Annotated in this window: 16 protein-coding genes and 1 pseudogene; 8 read left to right on the top strand and 9 right to left on the bottom strand. The window is 48.3% G+C overall.

From position 1 onward, the window contains the following. Positions 1-13 precede the first annotated feature (13 nt). Positions 14-2,896 (top strand): triple tyrosine motif-containing protein, encoded by a 2,883-nt coding sequence (locus KVT36_RS18920; protein ID WP_217605025.1) that lies wholly within the window; start codon positions 14-16, stop codon positions 2,894-2,896. A 5-nt stretch (positions 2,897-2,901) separates the two neighbouring features. Here the strand turns inward: KVT36_RS18920 and KVT36_RS18915 are convergent, their stop codons facing one another. The 3 genes from KVT36_RS18915 to KVT36_RS18905 form a co-directional block, all read right to left on the bottom strand. Then, complete coding sequence (locus tag KVT36_RS18915) at positions 2,902-3,789, bottom strand: sugar phosphate isomerase/epimerase (protein WP_217605024.1); 888 nt, start codon at positions 3,787-3,789, stop codon at positions 2,902-2,904. A gap of 216 nt (positions 3,790-4,005) precedes the next feature. Then, positions 4,006-4,383, bottom strand: a complete 378-nt coding sequence (locus KVT36_RS18910) for a VOC family protein (RefSeq protein WP_217605023.1) — start codon at positions 4,381-4,383, stop codon at positions 4,006-4,008. Positions 4,384-4,394: 11 nt separating this feature from the next. Continuing rightward, positions 4,395-4,832, bottom strand: a complete 438-nt coding sequence (locus KVT36_RS18905) for an SRPBCC domain-containing protein (protein WP_217605022.1) — start codon at positions 4,830-4,832, stop codon at positions 4,395-4,397. 137 nt (positions 4,833-4,969) lie between these two features. Between KVT36_RS18905 and KVT36_RS18900 the strand changes: the two genes are divergently transcribed. Further along, on the top strand, positions 4,970-6,877 hold the full coding sequence (locus tag KVT36_RS18900; protein WP_254640088.1) for an AAA domain-containing protein: 1,908 nt from the start codon (positions 4,970-4,972) through the stop codon (positions 6,875-6,877). 99 nt (positions 6,878-6,976) lie between these two features. Beyond that, positions 6,977-7,411, top strand: a complete 435-nt coding sequence (locus KVT36_RS18895; protein WP_217605021.1) for a DUF4440 domain-containing protein — start codon at positions 6,977-6,979, stop codon at positions 7,409-7,411. A gap of 124 nt (positions 7,412-7,535) precedes the next feature. Here KVT36_RS18895 and KVT36_RS18890 read toward each other — a convergent pair whose 3' ends face one another. The 3 genes and pseudogenes from KVT36_RS18890 to KVT36_RS32790 all read right to left on the bottom strand — a co-directional run. Continuing rightward, entirely contained in the window at positions 7,536-8,078 is a 543-nt protein-coding gene (locus KVT36_RS18890) for a DUF1415 domain-containing protein (RefSeq protein ID WP_217605020.1), read from the bottom strand. A 21-nt stretch (positions 8,079-8,099) separates the two neighbouring features. Then, positions 8,100-9,284 carry a signal peptidase I gene (gene lepB / locus KVT36_RS18885; protein WP_217605019.1) on the bottom strand — a complete coding sequence of 395 codons (1,185 nt, stop codon included), beginning with the start codon at positions 9,282-9,284 and terminating at the stop codon, positions 8,100-8,102. Positions 9,285-9,388: 104 nt separating this feature from the next. Next, positions 9,389-9,487, bottom strand: a pseudogene (locus KVT36_RS32790) (AraC family transcriptional regulator); the annotation flags it as partial. A gap of 82 nt (positions 9,488-9,569) precedes the next feature. Between KVT36_RS32790 and KVT36_RS18880 the strand changes: the two are divergent. After that, the gene (locus KVT36_RS18880) at positions 9,570-9,797 is read left to right on the top strand and encodes a CDGSH iron-sulfur domain-containing protein (RefSeq protein ID WP_217605018.1); all 228 of its coding nucleotides are present in this window, start codon (positions 9,570-9,572) and stop codon (positions 9,795-9,797) included. Positions 9,798-9,844: 47 nt separating this feature from the next. Here the strand turns inward: KVT36_RS18880 and KVT36_RS18875 are convergent, their stop codons facing one another. Then, a complete protein-coding gene (locus KVT36_RS18875) occupies positions 9,845-10,459 on the bottom strand; it encodes a trimeric intracellular cation channel family protein (RefSeq protein WP_217605017.1) in 615 nt (204 codons plus the stop codon). A 224-nt stretch (positions 10,460-10,683) separates the two neighbouring features. On the opposite strand from KVT36_RS18875, the gene KVT36_RS18870 reads away from it, so the two are divergent. The 3 genes from KVT36_RS18870 (at position 10,684) to KVT36_RS18860 (ending at position 12,956) form a co-directional block, all read left to right on the top strand. Further along, positions 10,684-11,484 carry a ThuA domain-containing protein gene (locus tag KVT36_RS18870; RefSeq protein WP_254640087.1) on the top strand — a complete coding sequence of 267 codons (801 nt, stop codon included), beginning with the start codon at positions 10,684-10,686 and terminating at the stop codon, positions 11,482-11,484. Positions 11,485-11,487: 3 nt separating this feature from the next. Beyond that, complete coding sequence (locus KVT36_RS18865; protein ID WP_217605015.1) at positions 11,488-12,540, top strand: sterol desaturase family protein; 1,053 nt, start codon at positions 11,488-11,490, stop codon at positions 12,538-12,540. A gap of 140 nt (positions 12,541-12,680) precedes the next feature. Then, entirely contained in the window at positions 12,681-12,956 is a 276-nt protein-coding gene (locus KVT36_RS18860; RefSeq protein ID WP_217605014.1) for a hypothetical protein, read from the top strand. Positions 12,957-12,969: 13 nt separating this feature from the next. Here the strand turns inward: KVT36_RS18860 and KVT36_RS18855 are convergent, their stop codons facing one another. Continuing rightward, positions 12,970-13,665: a sulfite oxidase-like oxidoreductase gene (locus KVT36_RS18855; RefSeq protein ID WP_217605013.1), complete on the bottom strand. Its 696-nt coding sequence runs from the start codon at positions 13,663-13,665 to the stop codon at positions 12,970-12,972. A gap of 115 nt (positions 13,666-13,780) precedes the next feature. Here KVT36_RS18855 and glgX point away from each other — a divergent pair, with 115 nt between their 5' ends. Further along, on the top strand, positions 13,781-15,934 hold the full coding sequence (gene glgX / locus KVT36_RS18850) for a glycogen debranching protein GlgX (RefSeq protein ID WP_217605012.1): 2,154 nt from the start codon (positions 13,781-13,783) through the stop codon (positions 15,932-15,934). Positions 15,935-16,014: 80 nt separating this feature from the next. Here the strand turns inward: glgX and treY are convergent, their stop codons facing one another. Beyond that, positions 16,015-18,681: a malto-oligosyltrehalose synthase gene (gene treY, locus KVT36_RS18845; RefSeq protein WP_217605011.1), complete on the bottom strand. Its 2,667-nt coding sequence runs from the start codon at positions 18,679-18,681 to the stop codon at positions 16,015-16,017. Positions 18,682-18,687 lie beyond the last annotated feature (6 nt).

The raw sequence follows: 18,687 nt of genomic DNA, 5'->3' as shown, positions 1-18,687 counted from the left end.
TCCACGGTTCTCTATGAAAAGCATATTTCTAGCGGGATTGCTCTTACCAGTATCCTTAGCCTTTAGCCAGCATAAGATCGGGACCCCGGATGTGGTCAGCTACAGCAAAAACACTTATAACGCCGGTACCGCCAACTGGAGCATAACGCAGGACAGTAACGGCCTGGTATATTTTGCCAATATAGAAGGGCTGCTAAGCTTTGACGGCAGCTACTGGAAAACCTATCCCTTACCGGATGGCTCCATGGCGCGCTGCGTAGCCATTGGCCGCGATCATAAAATATACACCGGCACACAGAACGGGTTCGGTTACTTTAGCCCTGGTAAGAACGGGCGGCTTAGCTTTACCTCCCTGGTGCCATTGGTGCCTGCGGCCCTGCGCAGCTTTTCAGATATCTGGAACATTGCCGTGTATAAAGACGAAGTGCTGTTCCGCTCCCGCACCGCTATTTTCCGCCTCCATAATAATAACATCACCGTATATCCCGCTACTTCCGGATGGTTGTACATGGGGCAGGCCAATGGGCAGCTGATAGCGCAGGATGTAAAAAAGGGGCTGCTTACCCTGGCCGGTAATAACTGGATACCGCTGATTAAAGAAAACATCTTACCGCAGGGTTTTGCCATCACGGCTGTTACCCAGCTGGGTAAAGACAGCAGCGTGGTGGCCACACTTAAACATGGGTTGTACATACTGGCCCATAACCAGCTTACACCCTTCCCTTCCGGGAACATGCGCACCTTTATCAATGACCGCATTCTCAGCTGCTCAGTGGTAAATAAAGACTGGCTGGCCATAGGCACACAGCTAAGCGGCTGTTATATTATTAACCTGCAGGGCGGGATCATTGAACATTTTTCACGCCGCGATGGGCTGGAGAACAATTGTGTGCTGGCTGTGCTGCTGGATAAAGACCATAACCTGTGGTTAGGGCTGGATAATGGTATTGGCTTTATGGCCTATAACAATGCCATTAAACATATTTACCCGGAAAAGCTGAACGAAGGCGCAGGATACTCCGCCATTATTTTTAAGCAGCATTTATATATAGGCACCTCTAATGGGTTATACACTGTACCCATACCCCCCACACGGGACCTGAGCTTTGCCAATGGCGGCTTTACGCCGGTTACCGGTACCAGGGCTCCTGCCTGGGGATTGTTTACCGTAGCAGATCACCTGCTGATGGCTAATCATGAAGGGGCTTTTGAGATACAGGATGGTACAGCTTCACCTATTAATACCAGCGCGGGCTACTGGAATTTTTTACCGGTGGCAGATACCGGCACCCTGCTGGCAGGCAATTATAACGGGCTGGATGTAATGCGCTACCAGCATCATTCCTTTACCTCACAGGGCAACCTGCCCAACCTGAACGCCGGGGCCCGGTACATGGTTGCTGAAGATGCGCATACCGTATGGATGGCGCACCCTTACCGCGGTGTGTTCCGTATTGCTTTACAGCCAAACGGTAAAACAGTGGTGCAAAAATTCACAGAGCAGGATGGTTTACCGCCTTTAACCATGAATTACCTGTTTAAAATAAAAGGGCATATTGTTATTACCAGCGGGCAGGGTATTTATGCGTACAATGCCGCTACTAAACGTTTTGCGCAGGATCCTTATTTCCGGCAGCTGTTCGGCACAAAGCCCATCCGCTACCTGAAAGAAGATGCAGATGGCAACATCTGGTTTATAGCAGCCAAGAACCTGGGTGTGGCAGACTTTTCAGGCCAGCAGCCCAGGATCATTTACTTCCCGGAGCTGAACGGTAAAATGGTGAGCAACTTTGAGCATGTGTACCCTTACAACAAATACAATATACTGGCAGGGGCGGAAAAAGGCTTTTACCATATTAATTTTGAGCAGTATAAGAAAAACCGCCACCAGCTGAATATACAGCTGCGGTCCGTGAACGCCGGCGGGCAAACAGACAGCCTGCTGTTTGGCGGTTACTACCCGGAAGGCAGGCAGCCCGCGCCCAGGATGGCCTACCACTTTAACTCCTTTCACTTTGAATACTCCTCTCCTTTTTATGTGAACCAGAACAGCGTGGAATACAGCTATTACCTGCAAGGGTTTGATAAAAGCTGGTCGGCCTGGTCGCGGAAAACTGAGAAAGACTATACCAACCTGCCTGCAGGCACTTACACCTTTGCAGTAAAGGCCAAGAATAACCTGGGCAATTCATCTAACGTTAGCCATTACACGTTTACCATACTGCCACCCTGGTACCGTACTACCTGGGCCTATGCGCTGTATGCGCTGCTGTTTGCAGGCAGCCTGTTCCTGGCCTGTGTGTGGCTGCGCAAGCTATTCATTCAGCAGCGCAAAAAACATGAGGCTGAACAACAGCGCCTGTTATACCTGCACCAGCTGGAGCTGGAAAAGTCAGAGAAAGAGATCGTAAAGCTGCGTAATGAAAAACTGGAGCTGGAGCTGGAGTACAAGAACTCCGAAATAGCATCGGCCGCCATGCACCTGGTGCAAAAAGGAGAGCTGCTGGCCACCATTAAAGATGAAATGCTGCGCCTGAAAAAGAATTTTCACGATGAAAAGGCCGTGAAGGATTTTAAGAAGATCTTCCAGACCCTGAGCGCAGAAACCCGGGTGGACCAGGACTGGGAAAATTTTGCCATTCACTTCGATAAGATCCATGCGGATTTCCTGGGTGTGCTGAAAGCAAAATATCCACACCTGAGCCCTGCAGAGCTAAAGCTGTGCGCGTACCTGCGCATGAACCTGAGCAGTAAGGAAATAGCGCAGCTTTCCAGCATATCCGTACGGGGCGTAGAGCTGGCCCGTTACCGGTTAAGAAGAAAGCTGCAGCTGCCCACGGAAACAACCTTATTTGATTTCCTGTTACAGTTCTCCGCCGCTAAAATGGAGCAGTAGCTATTTTATACCAGGTTCTTTTTAATGTAAGAGATGCTTTTGGTAATGCTGGCAAACGGATCGCCGGGGCATTTATCCTGCTCCACAAAAAAGTATTTTAAACCGGCTGCCTGCGCGTGCTGGAATATTTTCTTAAAGTTGATGGTGCCGTTGCCTACTTCGGTGAACATATGTTCCGGCGTATTATCCATATCCTTTACATGCCATAACGGAAAACGGCCTTTGTGCTCATTGATAAGGTTCACCGGATCCAGGCCTGCTTTGGTAACCCAGTAAATATCCATTTCCATTTTTACCAGGTTAGCATCTGTGTTCTTTAACAACAGGTCGTAGGGGTATTGGCCATTCTGCTGCTGAAATTCAAAGTCGTGGTTGTGGTAGCAGAACTGGATGCCTGCTTTTTTACAGGTTTCCCCGGCCTTGTTAAAATGTTCCGCCAGCTGTTTGTAGTGGTCCAGGTTGCCACGCTCCTCCGGCGCCAGGAAAGCGCATACCATGTATTTAATGCCTACGGCGGCTGCATCATCCACCGCTTTGCTCCATTCGTGTAACATAGTGCCCTGCACATCAGCGCCTTTCATTTGCTGCTCGCCCAAACGGTAATGGCTGCTGGGCATAATAAGCCCCTGCTGTTTTAACAGGGCGGCAAAGGCTTTGGCATCCATACCATAAAATTGCTGGGTGCCGGTGTAGGTAGCGCCTTCCAGGGAGTTAAAACCCAGCTTGGCTACCCGCTGCAAGGTACCTGAGGGATCTTTTTGCATGGCATCGCGCACGGTGTACAGCTGCAACCCTATGTATTGGGATGGCACGGGAAATAACGCGGAAGGCCGTACGAGTAAGCCGGCCGAAGCTAACGTGGTAGCTTTGATAAATGATCTTCTTGAAGTCATTGGAAAGAATTTCTGCTTTTAAAACGGGTAAACATTGATTTGCTCTAAAGACGTGCTGAAGATAGAAATAAAAGTTTTATAAGCAGATAGTTGGGGGGTACATCATTACTACATCATAGCAAAAAAGGGCAATGTAAAATGTAAAAGCTGATCCCATAGTACTGCACATACCTGGCTTTTACATTTGAAATCTAAACTTTTACATTTTACATTTTGTCACTGCTGCTGCAACTGTATATAGTTACCACAGGTATCATCCAGCACGGCTTCAAAGCCCCATTCGGTTTTAGTGGGCGGTTTTTTAAATATTACTCCTTTGGCTTTTAGCTTTTCATATTCCTGCTGCAGGTCCCCTACGCCGAAAACAATAAGGGGAATGCCCTGTTTATACACCCCTTCCTGGAAATTTTTGCTGAGCGGGTTATCATTGGGTTCCAGCAAAAGCCCGGTGCCCTCCGGCTCTTCCGGCGATACCACGATGAATACATTGGCTTCGGGCATCGATAGTCTTTTTACAAAACCCAATACTTCCGTGTAAAAGGTGAATGCTTCCGGCGGGCTGTTTACCGGAATACTGGTGAGCGATATTTTCATAACAGCGGTATTTAATCCTGTTGAACAGGTTTTTCCACAAATTCTTTGAGCTGGGTGCCAATGATCTGTGTCCAGCCTTTCTGAAAGCTTTCTCTTGCAAAGTCTTTTCCGGCAGGGAAGGTTTCCAGGCCTGCATGGGTGAGCTTTAAACGGGTTTTATCTCCTTCGGGGAACAGCTCCATGGTCACGAAAGATTCACCGGGATAACCTTCATACCGCCAGCTGTAGGTAAGCTTTTTGCCTGTTATCACCTCTGTTACTTTGCAGTGGTGTATGTAGGTTTGTTCTTTACTGCCGCCGGAAAAGGTAAACTCAAAACCCGGCTCCGCTTTAAAATCGTCCAGGTCAAAATACCAGTGTTTCATTTGCTTGTTGTCGGTAATGGCTTTCCATACCCGGTCTATGGGCGCGTTAAAGGTGCGCTCCAGCATAAGTGGTTCATGTTGCATGCGTATGTGTTTTTGTGGGTTCGCGTAACCAATTGGTTGCAATATATAAGAAACCGTTTGGTTACGCAAATTTATTTTTAGATGTTAGCAGCTGGCAGCTGGCAGTTAGCAGTTAGCTGTTAGCTGCTTATCTTTGCATGATGGATTATTTCAAAAAGCTGCAGGACCTGCTGAAAATTGAACAGGAAGAAGACCGTGCCTCTTATCAACAACTTACTGCAACCGCCTCTTTAAACGTACGCCGGGCCAATGGCCTTACCTGGTACCCCATTGCTATTAAAGATACTGAGCTGGGCCGGGGCGATTATTTAACCGTAGAAGTAGAACGCACCACCCACCAGGACCTTAGCCACCAGTTCCGCCCGGGCGTATCCGCCGTATTGTTCTCCAACCACGATGCCAAAAAAGACCGCGTAGAAGGTACTATTTCCTGGCAGGGCGGTAACCGTATGAAAATAGCTTTACGTACAGATGAGCTGCCGGAATGGAGCCGCGACGGTAAGCTGGGCATTGACCTGCTTTTTGATGATAACAGCTATGATGAAATGCAGAATGCCCTGAAGCTGGCGGCCACGCTCAGCGAAAAGAACGAAGAAGGGCGTCTGATAAAAATACTCACGGGCCAGCAAAAGCCCACTTTTAATACAGAGCTGCCGGTTTTCACCAGCCCTAAGCTCAATGCCTCCCAGCAGGTAGCCGTTAACAAAATACTGGCCGCCAACGACCTGGCCATTGTGCACGGCCCTCCCGGCACCGGTAAAACCACCACGCTTATACAAGCTATCAAAGCCCTTATTAAACAGGAGCATAAACAAATACTGGTAGTAGCGCCCAGCAATGCCGCGGTAGACCTGCTGAGCGAACGCCTGTTTGAAGATGGCGTAAATGTATTACGCATTGGTAACCCGGCGCGGGTTTCTGAAAGACTGCTATCCCTGACGCTGGAGAACAAAATGGCGGAGCACAGCAGCAACAAAGAGATCAAACGCCTGAAAAAACAGGCCAATGAGTTCCGGGATATGGCGCATAAATACAAGCGCAACTTTGGCAAATCAGAGCGCGAGCAACGCAAAGCCCTGTTTGATGAAGCCCGCAATATTATGAAACAGGTGGATAAAACAGAGGAATATATTATTGAAGATGTGCTTAACAAAGCGCAGGTAATTACCGCTACGCTGGTAGGCGCCAACAACTACGCCATCCGCCATCTGAAATACCATACCGTAGTAATAGATGAAGCAGGGCAGGCACTGGAACCCGCCTGCTGGATCCCCATTTTAAAAGCGCAGAAAGTAATACTGGCCGGCGACCATTGCCAGCTGCCGCCTACCATTAAATCCAACGAGGCCGCCCGCAAAGGATTAAACAACACCCTGCTGGAAAAGTGCGTAATCCTGCACCCGGAAGCCGTAGTGCTGCTGGAAGAGCAGTACCGCATGCATGAGCTGATCATGGGTTACTCATCCAACATCTTTTACCAGGACCAGCTAAAAGCGCATGCTTCTGTAGCGCAGCACCTGCTGTTCACGGAGGATACGCCGCTTTCTTTTGTAGATACTGCCGGCTGCGGGTTTGATGAAAAACAGGATGGCACCAGCACCACCAACCCGGAGGAAGCCGCTTTCCTGTTCCGGCACCTAACACAGCTGGCCACCGCGCTGGGCGCACATTACCAGGCAGCTAACTTCCCTACCATTGCAGTCATCTCGCCCTACAAACAACAGGTGCAGCTGCTGCAGGAATTGTTACAGCATGCACCGGTATTACAAAACCACCGCAATAAAATATCTGTAAATACTATAGACAGCTTCCAGGGGCAGGAGCGCGATATTGTGTACATCAGCATGACGCGCAGCAACACGGATAATAAGATCGGTTTCCTTTCCGACATACGTCGCATGAACGTAGCTATGACCCGCGCCCGTAAAAAGCTGGTGGTGATCGGCGACAGCGGCACCCTTTCACAGCTGCCTTTTTATGCTGACTTTATTACTTATGCAACGGACCGCAATTCGTATCAAAGCGCATGGGAGTTTGCAGAATAGTATATTTCCCTGAAAAAGTTCCTTGTTCGCTTTTGTACAATTTATTGACGTCCTATTACCGGTACTTTGTAGTATCATCTAACAATAATTATACCTGCTATGAACAAGCTATTATACGTGATTATGGTATTACTTTTTTCTGCACCCGTTCTGGGGCAGGATAAAACAGCGGCTGCCGCCATTGCCGCCAGTAATGCCATTTACTTTTCTGCCTTTGAAAAAGGGGATTCCAGCATTTTCATTGACCGTTATGCCCCGGATGCCTGCATACTGGCCCCGGATATGCAGCCCATGTGCGGGCCCGCCGGCGTATTGGCCTTTTTTCAAAAGGGGTATTATGAATACGGTTTACGCAACGGTAAATTCATTACCAAAGAAATCTACGGCAGCGGGGATTATGTAACGGAGTATGGCTTTTATGAATCCAGGGATGCAAAGGGCAACCTGATGGGCACCGGCAAATACCTGGTATTGTGGAAGAAAACAGATAAGGGTTGGAAGATGTTCCGGGATTCGTTTAGCAGTGATCATTGATCCCGAAGAGAATGTAAAATGTAAAATTTTAAATCATAAATGTAAAAGGGAATGCAGCGATTAAGTCCTGATCGGACTTCGCTGCATTCCCTTTTACATTTTACATTTATGATTTTACATTCTCTTATAAACAGCTGTCGCGCAGCAGCTTCATATACGCTGTACCTTTTTCGCGGGCAAAGTGAATATTATTTTCCGGTATGCCTGCTGCGGAATGCGGATAAAATTCCAGCGCCTTGCGGATACTTTCTTCCCGTAACAGGTGTAACATAGGATAAACAGAGCGGTTGGTGTAATTAGCTGCGTCATTAAACGCGCTGCCTGCAAAGCGGTACAGCGGATGAAAGCTGGCCAGCTGGTAAATACCGTCATACCCATTCTTGTGCAGCTGTTTTTCAGCGTATGTTAAAAACTGCAGGTATTCATCAAATACCGGGAATGCTGTTGGGAAAATAATTAACGTAGTACCAATAGACGCATCATTGTCCAGGCGCTCACATTCCTGTTGCAGCGCTTTACGGCCAGCGCTCCAGCTGGTGCCGGTTTCCACCTGGTAATGAATGCTGTGCTGCTCCATAGCCCTTGCGGCAAAGGGGCAAAAATTACAGCCAATTACCAATACTTTGATCCATTGCTGGGTTTGTGCAATTACCTGCAGTTCATCCATATGCCGGCGAAGGTACCTTTTTTATTTAATGGCCCTGAAAAACCGGCTCCACCTCGGCCCTTCCTTACCATAGCTCAACCAGGTGATCCAGGCTTTCCCTACTATATGATCTTCCGGTACAAAGCCCCAGTAGCGGCTATCCAGGGAGTTGTGGCGGACATCGCCCATCATCCAGTAATAATTCATTTTAAAGGTATAGGTATCTGCAGGCTGGTTGTTAATGTAATATTTACCATCCCTTTCTTCCAGCTGGTTGCCTTCATACACGGTAATAATGCGCCTGTATAGCTCAATGGTGCTGCGGTTCACTGCTACCGTTTGTCCTTGCTGCGGAATTACCAGCGGGCCAAAATTGTCCTGGTTCCAGTGGTAGTAAGCAGTATCATGCGGGAATACGGAAGCATCTTCGTTCCGGTTCTTATCAATATCGGCCTGGATGTTTTTTACTGCGCGGAAAGTTTGCAGCGTGGCTACATCGCCGCGGGTAAGGTTATACTGGTACTTGCCGGCAGTATCGCCCGGTACGGCAGGGTCTATCAGGCCCAGGTCGTCCATGCGGCTGGCATTCAGCTCTTCGCCATCCGTTTGTACCCAGTAAGGTCTTTCGCTATGCGGGGCTATAAGCGCCTGCTGGCGGTTTACATATACAATACCGTTTATGATCTGCAAAGTATCGCCGGCAGTGGCCAGGCAGCGTTTAATAATATTCTCTCTTTTATCAACAGGCCTTGCCAGTATGTGATAGCGTTTCCAAACCTCGTCATGTCCCAGTCTCCGCACCAGATCATAATAGTTACGGGATTCCTCTACTTCCAGCGCCACAGTATCCCCTTCCGGTAAGTTAAATACTACAATGTCGTTTTTCTTAATATGCGTAAAACCCGGCAGGCGGCGGTATTTCCATTCCACGGCCGTGCTGTAGGAAGGAGTATATTTTGTAAATGGCATTTTATTATGCACCAGGGGTATGGCCAGTGGTGTCATAGGAATGCGGGGGCCGTAGCTTATTTTGCTCACGAACAGGTAATCATTTACCAGCAGCGTTCTCTCCATGGAGCCGGAGGGAATGCAATACGCCTCAAAAATAAACGTACGGATCACCGTAGCTGCTATAATGGCAAATACGCCTGCATCCAGCCACTCCCGTAATTTTGATTTTTTCGGTTTTTCCGGGGTCGGACGCTTTTTCCAGGCAGGGAATTTCATGATGCATTGTTTTTAGTGAAATTAAAATAACAAATGCTACTGAAACCCTACCGCAGAATGTTACCAGTGGTAAACCACAGCAATTTTACGGCACTGGCAACCAGCTATAACAGCGACGGTGCTACCCCATATGTTTTCTTAAATGCAAATGAAAAGTGCGGGAGGTTTTCAAAGCCCGCATCCAGGTACACATCAGAAGGTTTGTGGCCAGCACCCGGGCTCTCAGGGGAAAATGGGGATATTACTTTTGTTTCCTTACTTTTGACGGCTAATACAATACGACCAATGGCTACTACTAAGATCACTGTTAACAGTAACGGCTCTCTGAAAATTGAGGGCGATTTTGAAATTGTGGATAAGAATGGCAATGTTTATGATTTAGGCGGGCGCGAAGCAGTGTCTATATGCCGCTGCGGGCTTTCCCAGAACAAACCTTTCTGCGATGCTTCCCACAAAGGCCACTTTGAACATGAAGCTATTGCTTTTGCATTGCCGCCTAAAAAAACCAACTGATATTATTAAACGTTAAAAAGCATGCAGCGCTGGTGCTGCATGCTTTTTTATTCCCACTCTTCGTGATACACGAACTTCGGCATCTGCCATTCATACCGTATGGCCAGCAGGCGTAGTATTAACCCCACTATAGCCGCTATCACTGTAGCCCATTCTGCACTGCTTCCCATCGCTTCCATACCTAAATACACACCACCGGTAACAATGGCTACACTGGCATATACCTCCTTACGGAATAACAGTGGAATATCATTACACAACACATCGCGCAACACACCGCCTGCGCAACCGGTGATCATACCGCTTAATAAAATGATGATAACAGGTAAATGCATTTCCTCCGCCAGCTGGCAGCCAATAATAGTGAATACCACCAGGCCCAGCGCATCCAGGTACAGGAACAACATTTTTAAGCGGCGCATGAAAGATGCGATCAGCGCAGCAAAAAGAGCGGCACCTGCGGTGATCAGCAGGTACTCCGGATGGCTTACCCAGGTCATAGGATAATGGCCTAATAAGATATTACGGATGGTTCCGCCACCCAGAGCCGTTACCCAGGCAATCATACAAACACCTACCCAATCCATATTACGGCGGCCTGCCGATAAAGCGGCAGTCATTGCCTCTGCAGTAATAGCAATAATGTAAAGTATGTGCAACATAGTATTTGGTTTTATAGCTCATTAAGGGTAGATAAACTACAAAATAAACTTCATACAAACCAGGCATACAAAGGGTTTCGTATGTATGGTGCGTTATGTACAATTTCGTTCAAACTGTGGAATCTATGCCCATTTTAGTAGGATAAGAGCATTAAAAAATTTAAATTTATAACATGAAATTCCACAGCAAAATTACTCAGGTCCTTGTTACCTTCCTAGTATGCTTGTTATGTCATACCGGAGCTACTGCCCGGATCACCCCTCCCAAATTTAAAGTGATCGCTTTTTATACCGGCAAAGAAGACCTTGCGCACATCAGCTTTGTACATGAAGCCAATCAATGGTTTCCGGCCATGGCTAAAAAATATCACTTCACTTACGATTCAACCAACAACTGGGATAATTTAAATGACGCCTTTCTTTCAAACTACCAGGTAGTAGTGTTCCTGGATACACGCCCGGATAAACCGGAGCAAAGAAATGCCTTTCAAAAATATATGGAAAACGGTGGCGGCTGGATGGGCTTTCACTTCTCCGCATTTGCATTAACACCGTCTGCCTATCCGCAGAACTGGGACTGGTATCACAATACCTTCTTAGGTTCCGGCGCATATGGCAGCAATACCTGGCGGCCTACTTCCGCTTTTCTGAAAGTGGAAGATAAGCAACATCCTGTAACAAGACACCTGGGTGCGCTCATTAAAGCATCGCCCAATGAATGGTACCGCTGGGAAAATGATCTGCGTAAGAACCCCGATATAAAAATATTGTTGTCCATTGATTCTACCAGCTTTCCGCTGGGCACCGGCCCCAAACAATATGAAATATGGCATAGCGGATATTACCCCGTAGTATGGACCAATCAACGTTATAAAATGTTGTACCTGAATATGGGCCATAATGATATGGACTATGAAGGCAAAACCAACAGGACATTATCTTACACGTTCGGCAATAAACAACAGGATCAGCTGATCATTGATGCGTTGTTATGGCTGGGTAGCGGAAACCATAAAAAAAGTTAACTGATGGAAGTATTACAGACATTGTATCACGAGTTGATTTCCTTTCTGGGGATAGGACAGTTGCTGGAAATGTATAAAACCGGTGATTACAAAGCCCTGCTTACGTTTAATGGCGTGCTTACGGCCGTTTCACCCGTGATACCTTTACTATTGCTGTTAGAAATAGGCCGTGCCCTGGTATATAAACGGTTTAAGGTAGAGGACTATAAAATGCCCTTCTTCATTTTTGTGCTGAACCGGTTTATAGGCCGCTTTATTTCCATTGCAGCCATTGCATTCTGTATAGGGCTGTTTGAAAAACTGGCGCTGTTCCATACTACGTTTACGTGGTACTGGTTAATATACGGTTATATTGTATGGGAGTTTTCCCATTTCATTTACCATTACCTGGGGCATAAGGTCCGGATCTTCTGGTGCCTGCACTCCACACACCATGCGCCGCAGAACATGAACCTGTTTGTAAGCCATGCGCACTTTTTCCTGGAAGGCCCATATGCGGATGTGATCCGTACCACCATTTGCATACTGGCCGGCGTGAACCCGCCCCTGCTGTTCTTTATTATGTTTATTGATGGTTTCTGGGGTGCATTCATACATGTGGGAGAAAACCTGCTGCCGGATGGCCGCCTGGGCTTTTTGAATAAGATCATTCTTACACCTTCCGCCCACCGCGTACACCATGCACGCAACCCGCTGTATATGGATACCAATTTCTGCAACCTGCTCAACATCTGGGATAAAGTGTTCGGTACTTTCCAGTATGAGAAAAAGGAAGTGGCAATTGAATATGGCATTACCCGGCAATTAAATCCTAATAATCTGCTGGATGTATATTTCGGGGAATTTTATTACCTGTGGAAAGACATCAGAAAAGCACCCGGCATTAAAAGTAAGCTCCTCTACATTATTATGCCGCCGGGCTGGAGCCATACCGGCGATCATAAAACCGCCAACATTGTAAAAGCTGCTTACCAGGAGGAGGAGCAGCAGAAGGCACAACAGCAGGCTGCTGAGCAAACATCTGTGCTGCCGCTGGAAACCAGCCAGGCCGTTTAGTTTAACTAATAATCGCGTCATTGCAGGGAGCCGGAAGGCTTCGTCGCCCCACACGCCCTGGCTTTACTTTGCTCCTCGCAATGACGCAATTTTAATAAAAGGCCTGATCATTGCTATGAAATTTATAAAGGAACAGTACTATGAACAGGCCCATTACTATTACCCTCGATGGTGTTCAATATATGATCGATATTGATATGGAACGCCAAACATCCAATATTGTATACCACGTAAAGCCTCCCGGGCACCTCACCCAGGACATACCGGCAAGTTTTGACATTGTGCAGAAAGATGATGCTGATATTCCCTGTTATCCTGAAGAGCAGGCCTTAACCCCAAAAGGCAAGCAGATCATGGACGTGATCTGCGAACATATTAAGAAGCTGCCACCGCAATTTAAAGGGGGTAAGAATTAAGAGGAAAGAAACCTTAGCGGCTGTAGCGGTCATTACGCCAGGGATACGCAGTATTGGAATAACCTCTTTCTTCCCAGAACCCTAAACGGTTACCGGCTAAAAATTCAATCCGGCTGATCCACTTGGAACCTTTCCAGGCATATAATTGCGGTGTTATCATCCGCACCGGGCCGCCGTGCTCTTTAGGCAAAGGCTGCCCGTCAAAAGTGTGCACCAGCAGCACATCCGGTTTTAGCGCCTCTTCCAGCGCCACATTAGTCGTATACTCATCGTACCCGTAACACATTAAATGGGTGGCAGTATCTTTAGGCTGTGCCAGGGCGGCAATATCCATCAGGCGCACACCTTCCCATTTCATATCCAGTTTTGACCAGGTAGTTACACAGTGAAAGTCGGAAGTATCAACAGTTTGTGGCAGGGCCATAAAATCATCCCAGGTTAATACCAGCGGGTTTTCTACCTCTCCATCCACTATCAGCCGCCATTTATCTAAGGGTATGGAAGGTTGAATGCCCAGGTCCAGCACCGGCCATTTTTTAGTAATGATCTGCCCCACGGGCACTACCGGCATGCCGTGCCGGTTGAGGTTTCCCTGACCCATTGGCCGGTCATCGGCCACAGAAGGGGTGGCTTTCATTTTTTCCTCAAAGCGGGCTTTTAGCTTCATGCGGGCTTCTACCACCCTTTGTAATTTTTCAGGCTCTTCCATAAGTTGAAGTTAATATTTTTCCGGTCACCGGCCGTTCACTCCAAATACCTCTGTGCTAATAATTTACAGGCACCATAATTGATGAAAGGACAAATGCAAACCAGCATATTGTACTATGAGTAGACCAACTTACCCGGGACACCCATACCCTTTGGGCGCCACCTGGGATGGTGAAGGTGTGAACTTTGCCATATATTCAGAAAATGCCAGCAGAGTAGACTTATGCCTGTTTGATGAGCCAAAAGGCGCCGCCGAAAAGGAATGTGTAAGACTTACAGAACGCTCCAACCATGTATGGCATCTTTACCTGCCCGGCATTCAGCCAGGGCAGCTGTATGGCTACCGCATGGAAGGCCCTTATGAGCCGCAGCAGGGCCACCGCTTTAATCCTAACAAGCTCTTAATAGATCCATACGCAAAAGCTATTGCGGGCACCATTGAGTGGCATGATTCCCTTTTTGGTTATGAAATGGGACATCCTGAGGAAGACCTAAGCTTTAGCACCACGGACAGCTCCCCGTTTGTACCCAAAAGCGTGGTGGTAGATGTGGCTTTTGACTGGGAGGGCGATAAACCTCCCAAAACACCTTATCATCAAAGCGTGATCTATGAAGCACATGTAAAGGGATTCACCAAGCTACACCCCGATATCCCGGAAAATGAGCGCGGCACTTACAAAGGCATGGCGCATCCCGCTGCCATTCAATATTTGAAGGAGCTGGGCATTACTGCCATTGAGCTGATGCCCGTGCACCATTTTGTTACAGACCGCTACCTGGCCGATAAAGGATTAACCAATTACTGGGGTTATAATACGATCGGCTTTTTTGCGCCGGATGTACGCTACTCCGCGTCCGGCATTTGCGGGGAACAGGTACGCGAGTTTAAGGAAATGGTAAAGGCCCTGCACAAGGCAGGGATAGAAGTGATACTGGATGTGGTATACAACCATACGGCAGAAGGTAATCACCTGGGCCCTACCCTTTCTTTCCGTGGTATTTCCAATGCAGACTACTACCGGTTAACAGAAGATAAACGTTATTACATGGATTATACGGGCACAGGCAATACCCTGAATGCCCGCCTCCCCAGCGTATTACGGCTTATTATGGACAGCCTGCGTTACTGGGTGCTGGATATGCATGTAGGTGGTTTCCGCTTTGACCTGGCTGCCACCTTAGCGCGTGAGCTGCATGAAGTGGACCGGCTGAGCGCCTTCTTTGATATCATTCACCAGGATCCCGTGATCTCCCAGGTAAAGCTGATAGCAGAGCCCTGGGATGTAGGAGAAGGCGGTTACCAGGTAGGCAAGTTCCCCGCAGGATGGGCAGAGTGGAATGGCAAGTACCGCGACAGCATACGTGATTACTGGCGTGGCGCAGATAGCACGCTGGCAGAATTTGCATCCCGCTTAACCGGCAGCGCAGACCTGTATAAAGAAGAATACCGCCGTCCAACAGCCAGCATCAACTTCATTACAGCGCATGATGGCTTTACACTGCACGACCTGGTTTCCTATAACGATAAGCACAATGAGGCCAACGGGGAAAATAACCAGGATGGCGAAAGCCATAACCGCAGCTGGAACTGTGGCGCAGAAGGCTATACAGAAGATCCGCTGATCAATGCTTTACGGGAACGGCAAAAACGCAACCTGCTTACCACCCTGTTCCTTTCACAGGGTGTGCCCATGATAGTGGCGGGCGATGAAGCAGGCCGCACACAGCAAGGTAACAACAACGCCTATTGCCAGGATAATGAGATCAGCTGGCTGCACTGGGATCAGCTGGATCAAAGCCTGCTGAACTTTACCAAAAGGCTGATCCACCTGCGGCTTAAGCACCCGGCATTTTGCCGCCGGCGCTGGTTCCGCGGCCAGCCGGTAGAAGGTTCCGGCGTAGAAGATATTGGCTGGTTCTTACCTGAAGGCGCTGAAATGTCGGACGAGCACTGGGATACTGATTTTGCACGCTCGCTGGCTGTGTACCTGAATGGGCGTGGCCTGCGCACCATTGACCCTAAAGGGGAAAAGATAGTGGATGATAGCTTTTACCTTATGCTGAATGCACATCATGAACCACTTGCATTTACGCTGCCTGCTGCCTCCTACGGCGCTCAATGGCATGTATTGCTGGATACCGGGCAGCCGGAAAAAGAAGACAGCAAAAAGGTATTTAAAGCCCAAAGCACTATGCAGATAGGCGGCCGCTCCATAGTAGTATTAATACATGAAGAAAAACAGGCCAAAGAAAAAGCAAAACAACAATGAATAGTGTGAATGTTTAATATAGAACAAAGGCCGGGCAATTGTCCGGCCTTGTTTGCTTTATAATGGGTGCTGTGTTAAACTTATTCGCTTACCAGGAATGCCACGGGAAATTTTTCCAGCATGCCGGTAGGCAGCTGCCCGTCGGGTGTAGTTATTTCTTCCTGTGTAAATATATGTTTCCATTTCAGGGGTGCGCCTTCCGGTAAGGCCAGCGTTAAGGGCTCTTCTTCCCGGCCTGCATGGGTAGCGGCTATCAGCGGCGCTATTACCAGGCACCATTTATCCTGCTCTTTGCGGGCGTATGCAATTACGGAATGATCGTCCCGGTTATACACCGGCAAATATTCTCCTTTTGCAAACAGGGAAGGGTGTGCACGCCTTGCCTGTAAAGCCTTCCAGGTAACATACAATTTCTCCATTCCGGCTGTGCGGTGTGTATGCAAAAAGCCCAGTAAATTTTCCATACCGGCTTTTTCCTGCTGCTGCAGCTTGGCCAGCCATTGTTTACGCTGCGCATAATCTACCGGGCGGCGGTTATCAGGGTCTACAAAGCTCAGGTCCCACAGCTCGCAGCCCTGGTATATATCCGGTATACCCGGTGCAGTGATCTTAATGAGCGTTTGAGTGAGTGAATAGATCTGCGCCTGCTGATTGATCTTCTCAAAATAAGCGCCCATGCTGTCTGTGAACGGATGGTCTGCTGCAAACAAATTTTCCATGAACCGTGTGCAGGCCTGTTCATATTCTTCGTTAGGCGCTGACCAGTTGCTGTGCACCTTTGCTTCCCTTAATACTTTCGTGATGTAGGTGGTTAATCTTTCCTTAAACGCCGGTGTTACCACGCCATCTGCGGGGAATCCGGAAAGCACGGACTGGTAAATGAAGTATTCATCATTCATATCCGGCATAGCAGAAGCAGCGGCCTCCCCGCTGAAAGGTTTGTTCATGGTATGCCATTGCTGCACCTGTTGTATCCATTGATTAGGATGTAAGGTGAGCGTGTTTAAACGGATACGCCCATCCTCTCCTCTTTTGGTATCGTGGGTAGCTGTAGCATTTAATGATAGCGGATGGTAGCGCTGCCGGCTGCCGGCATGTTCATGAAAACGGATCAGCGAACATTTGCTGCCTTCCGGCGCATCACCTACTTCGTTATGGGATATTAAAGCATTGTATACATAAAAGGTAGTGTCTTCCACGCCTTTGGCGGTGAGCGGGCCGGTAAACTGCATCATGCGTTGCAGGAACTTAATACCCTGCTCGCTCCTTTTATCCAGCTGCCACCAGGAGCGTATGAGCTCCAGCATTTTAGTAAGCTCCGGATCACTGCGCAAAGCGCCGTCCATGGCATATTCCAGCAGAGAAAGGCTGCGGGTGCTCAGCGGCCATTGCTCCGGGTAAATGCGGTACACCGGCAGGTGTATCATCAGCAGGCCCAATGCTTTTTTCAATTGTTTTTCATTCACACGAATGTCGGCCAGGCCCAGGGTATAACAATACCGCACCAGGTTATCCCACTCTCCTTCCATCTGTGTTTCCAGTATCAGCTGCTTTTTTTTGATCACCAGCTTATCATACTTAGCCAGGTCAGGGAACTGGCTGCGGTAGTTACGTGCAATTTTTTCAAAGCCTTGCTGATCGGTGAGCAGCTGGCTTACATCGCCCAGGAACTCATAACCGGTGCTGCCCTGCAGCAGCCACTCCCGTGGCATGGTTTCATTACCGGCCAGTATTTTTTCTGCAATAATGTAACAGCGCGCACCAAACAGCTCCCGCAGGCGGCGTATGTATTCACCGGGATTCCGCAGCCCGTCAATATGATCAATGCGCAGGCCCTGTATTAATCCCTGCTTATACATTTCATGTAAAAAGGTATGGTATTCATCAAATACCTCCGGATCTTCCATACGCAGGGCTATCAGCCCATTCACTGTAAAAAAGCGGCGGTAATTGATCCGCGTTTCTGCCTCCTGCCAAAAGGTGAACAGGTAGTATTGCTGATCCAGTAAAGCGGCCAGTAATACAGCATCTTCATTCACCTGGTCTGTAAGCTGCTGCAGGCGCGTTTCATTTGCACGTGCAAACAGCGATGCTTTTTGTTCCTCCCACTCCTTTACCGTATGTGGTTTTTCAATGCCTCTTTGTAAAGCCTGCAGCCATTCCTGCGTGGCAGCATCTTCCTGCGGCAGCGCATTTAACAGCACTTCATAGGCCGGCGCCGATAAAGGAAAGGCCAGCTCCCCGTACTGTACCTGCCAGCCTTGCGGCGAGAACAGGAGTTTTATTTCCCCGGCTTCCAGGATGGCGGGCAGCGGCTGTCCCAGGAAAGGCAGCATCAGCTTACCCGTTAACGTTGTATCCGGGTGTGCCCAGTCAATATCAAAATAGTTATAGTAAGGTGAGTTAGGCCCCCTTTCCAGTACATCCATCAAACGGCTGTTGGCAGGGTGCAGGGCCATGTGGTTGGGTACAATGTCCTGGATCCAGTTCATGCCCTTTTCCTGCAGCTGCCGCTGTATGCTGTGCAGCTGCTCAATAGTGCCAATGGCGGGGCTAATGGCATGCGGGTTAGTAACATCATAACCGTGCATGCTGCCGGGCGCCGCTTCAAAAATGGGCGATGCATAAATGGTGGTAACACCCAGCTCATGTAAATAATCTATATGCTGCTCCAGGTCTTTAAACGTAAACTCACCGTTGAACTGTAAACGGTAAGTAGAGACGGGGGTAAATACATCATGCTTCATAACTCA

The sequence above is a fragment of the Chitinophaga sp. GbtcB8 genome, assembly GCF_019091455.1.
Lineage (GTDB): Bacteria > Bacteroidota > Bacteroidia > Chitinophagales > Chitinophagaceae > Chitinophaga.
The sequence above is the reverse complement of the archived record's forward strand: the minus strand, read 5'-3'. Positions and strand labels throughout refer to the sequence as shown.

Coding starts and splice junctions, on each gene's coding strand:
- KVT36_RS18920 (WP_217605025.1), top strand. CDS start 14: ATGAAAAGCATATTTCTAGCGGGATTGCTCTTACCAGTATCCTTAGCC.
- KVT36_RS18890 (WP_217605020.1), bottom strand. CDS start 8,078: ATGGATGAACTGCAGGTAATTGCACAAACCCAGCAATGGATCAAAGTA.
- KVT36_RS18895 (WP_217605021.1), top strand. CDS start 6,977: ATGAACAAGCTATTATACGTGATTATGGTATTACTTTTTTCTGCACCC.
- KVT36_RS18915 (WP_217605024.1), bottom strand. CDS start 3,789: ATGACTTCAAGAAGATCATTTATCAAAGCTACCACGTTAGCTTCGGCC.
- KVT36_RS18875 (WP_217605017.1), bottom strand. CDS start 10,459: ATGTTGCACATACTTTACATTATTGCTATTACTGCAGAGGCAATGACT.
- KVT36_RS18860 (WP_217605014.1), top strand. CDS start 12,681: ATGAACAGGCCCATTACTATTACCCTCGATGGTGTTCAATATATGATC.
- lepB (WP_217605019.1), bottom strand. CDS start 9,284: ATGAAATTCCCTGCCTGGAAAAAGCGTCCGACCCCGGAAAAACCGAAA.
- KVT36_RS18855 (WP_217605013.1), bottom strand. CDS start 13,665: ATGGAAGAGCCTGAAAAATTACAAAGGGTGGTAGAAGCCCGCATGAAG.
- KVT36_RS18900 (WP_254640088.1), top strand. CDS start 4,970: ATGATGGATTATTTCAAAAAGCTGCAGGACCTGCTGAAAATTGAACAG.
- glgX (WP_217605012.1), top strand. CDS start 13,781: ATGAGTAGACCAACTTACCCGGGACACCCATACCCTTTGGGCGCCACC.
- KVT36_RS18880 (WP_217605018.1), top strand. CDS start 9,570: ATGGCTACTACTAAGATCACTGTTAACAGTAACGGCTCTCTGAAAATT.
- KVT36_RS18865 (WP_217605015.1), top strand. CDS start 11,488: ATGGAAGTATTACAGACATTGTATCACGAGTTGATTTCCTTTCTGGGG.
- treY (WP_217605011.1), bottom strand. CDS start 18,681: ATGAAGCATGATGTATTTACCCCCGTCTCTACTTACCGTTTACAGTTC.
- KVT36_RS18905 (WP_217605022.1), bottom strand. CDS start 4,832: ATGCAACATGAACCACTTATGCTGGAGCGCACCTTTAACGCGCCCATA.
- KVT36_RS18910 (WP_217605023.1), bottom strand. CDS start 4,383: ATGAAAATATCGCTCACCAGTATTCCGGTAAACAGCCCGCCGGAAGCA.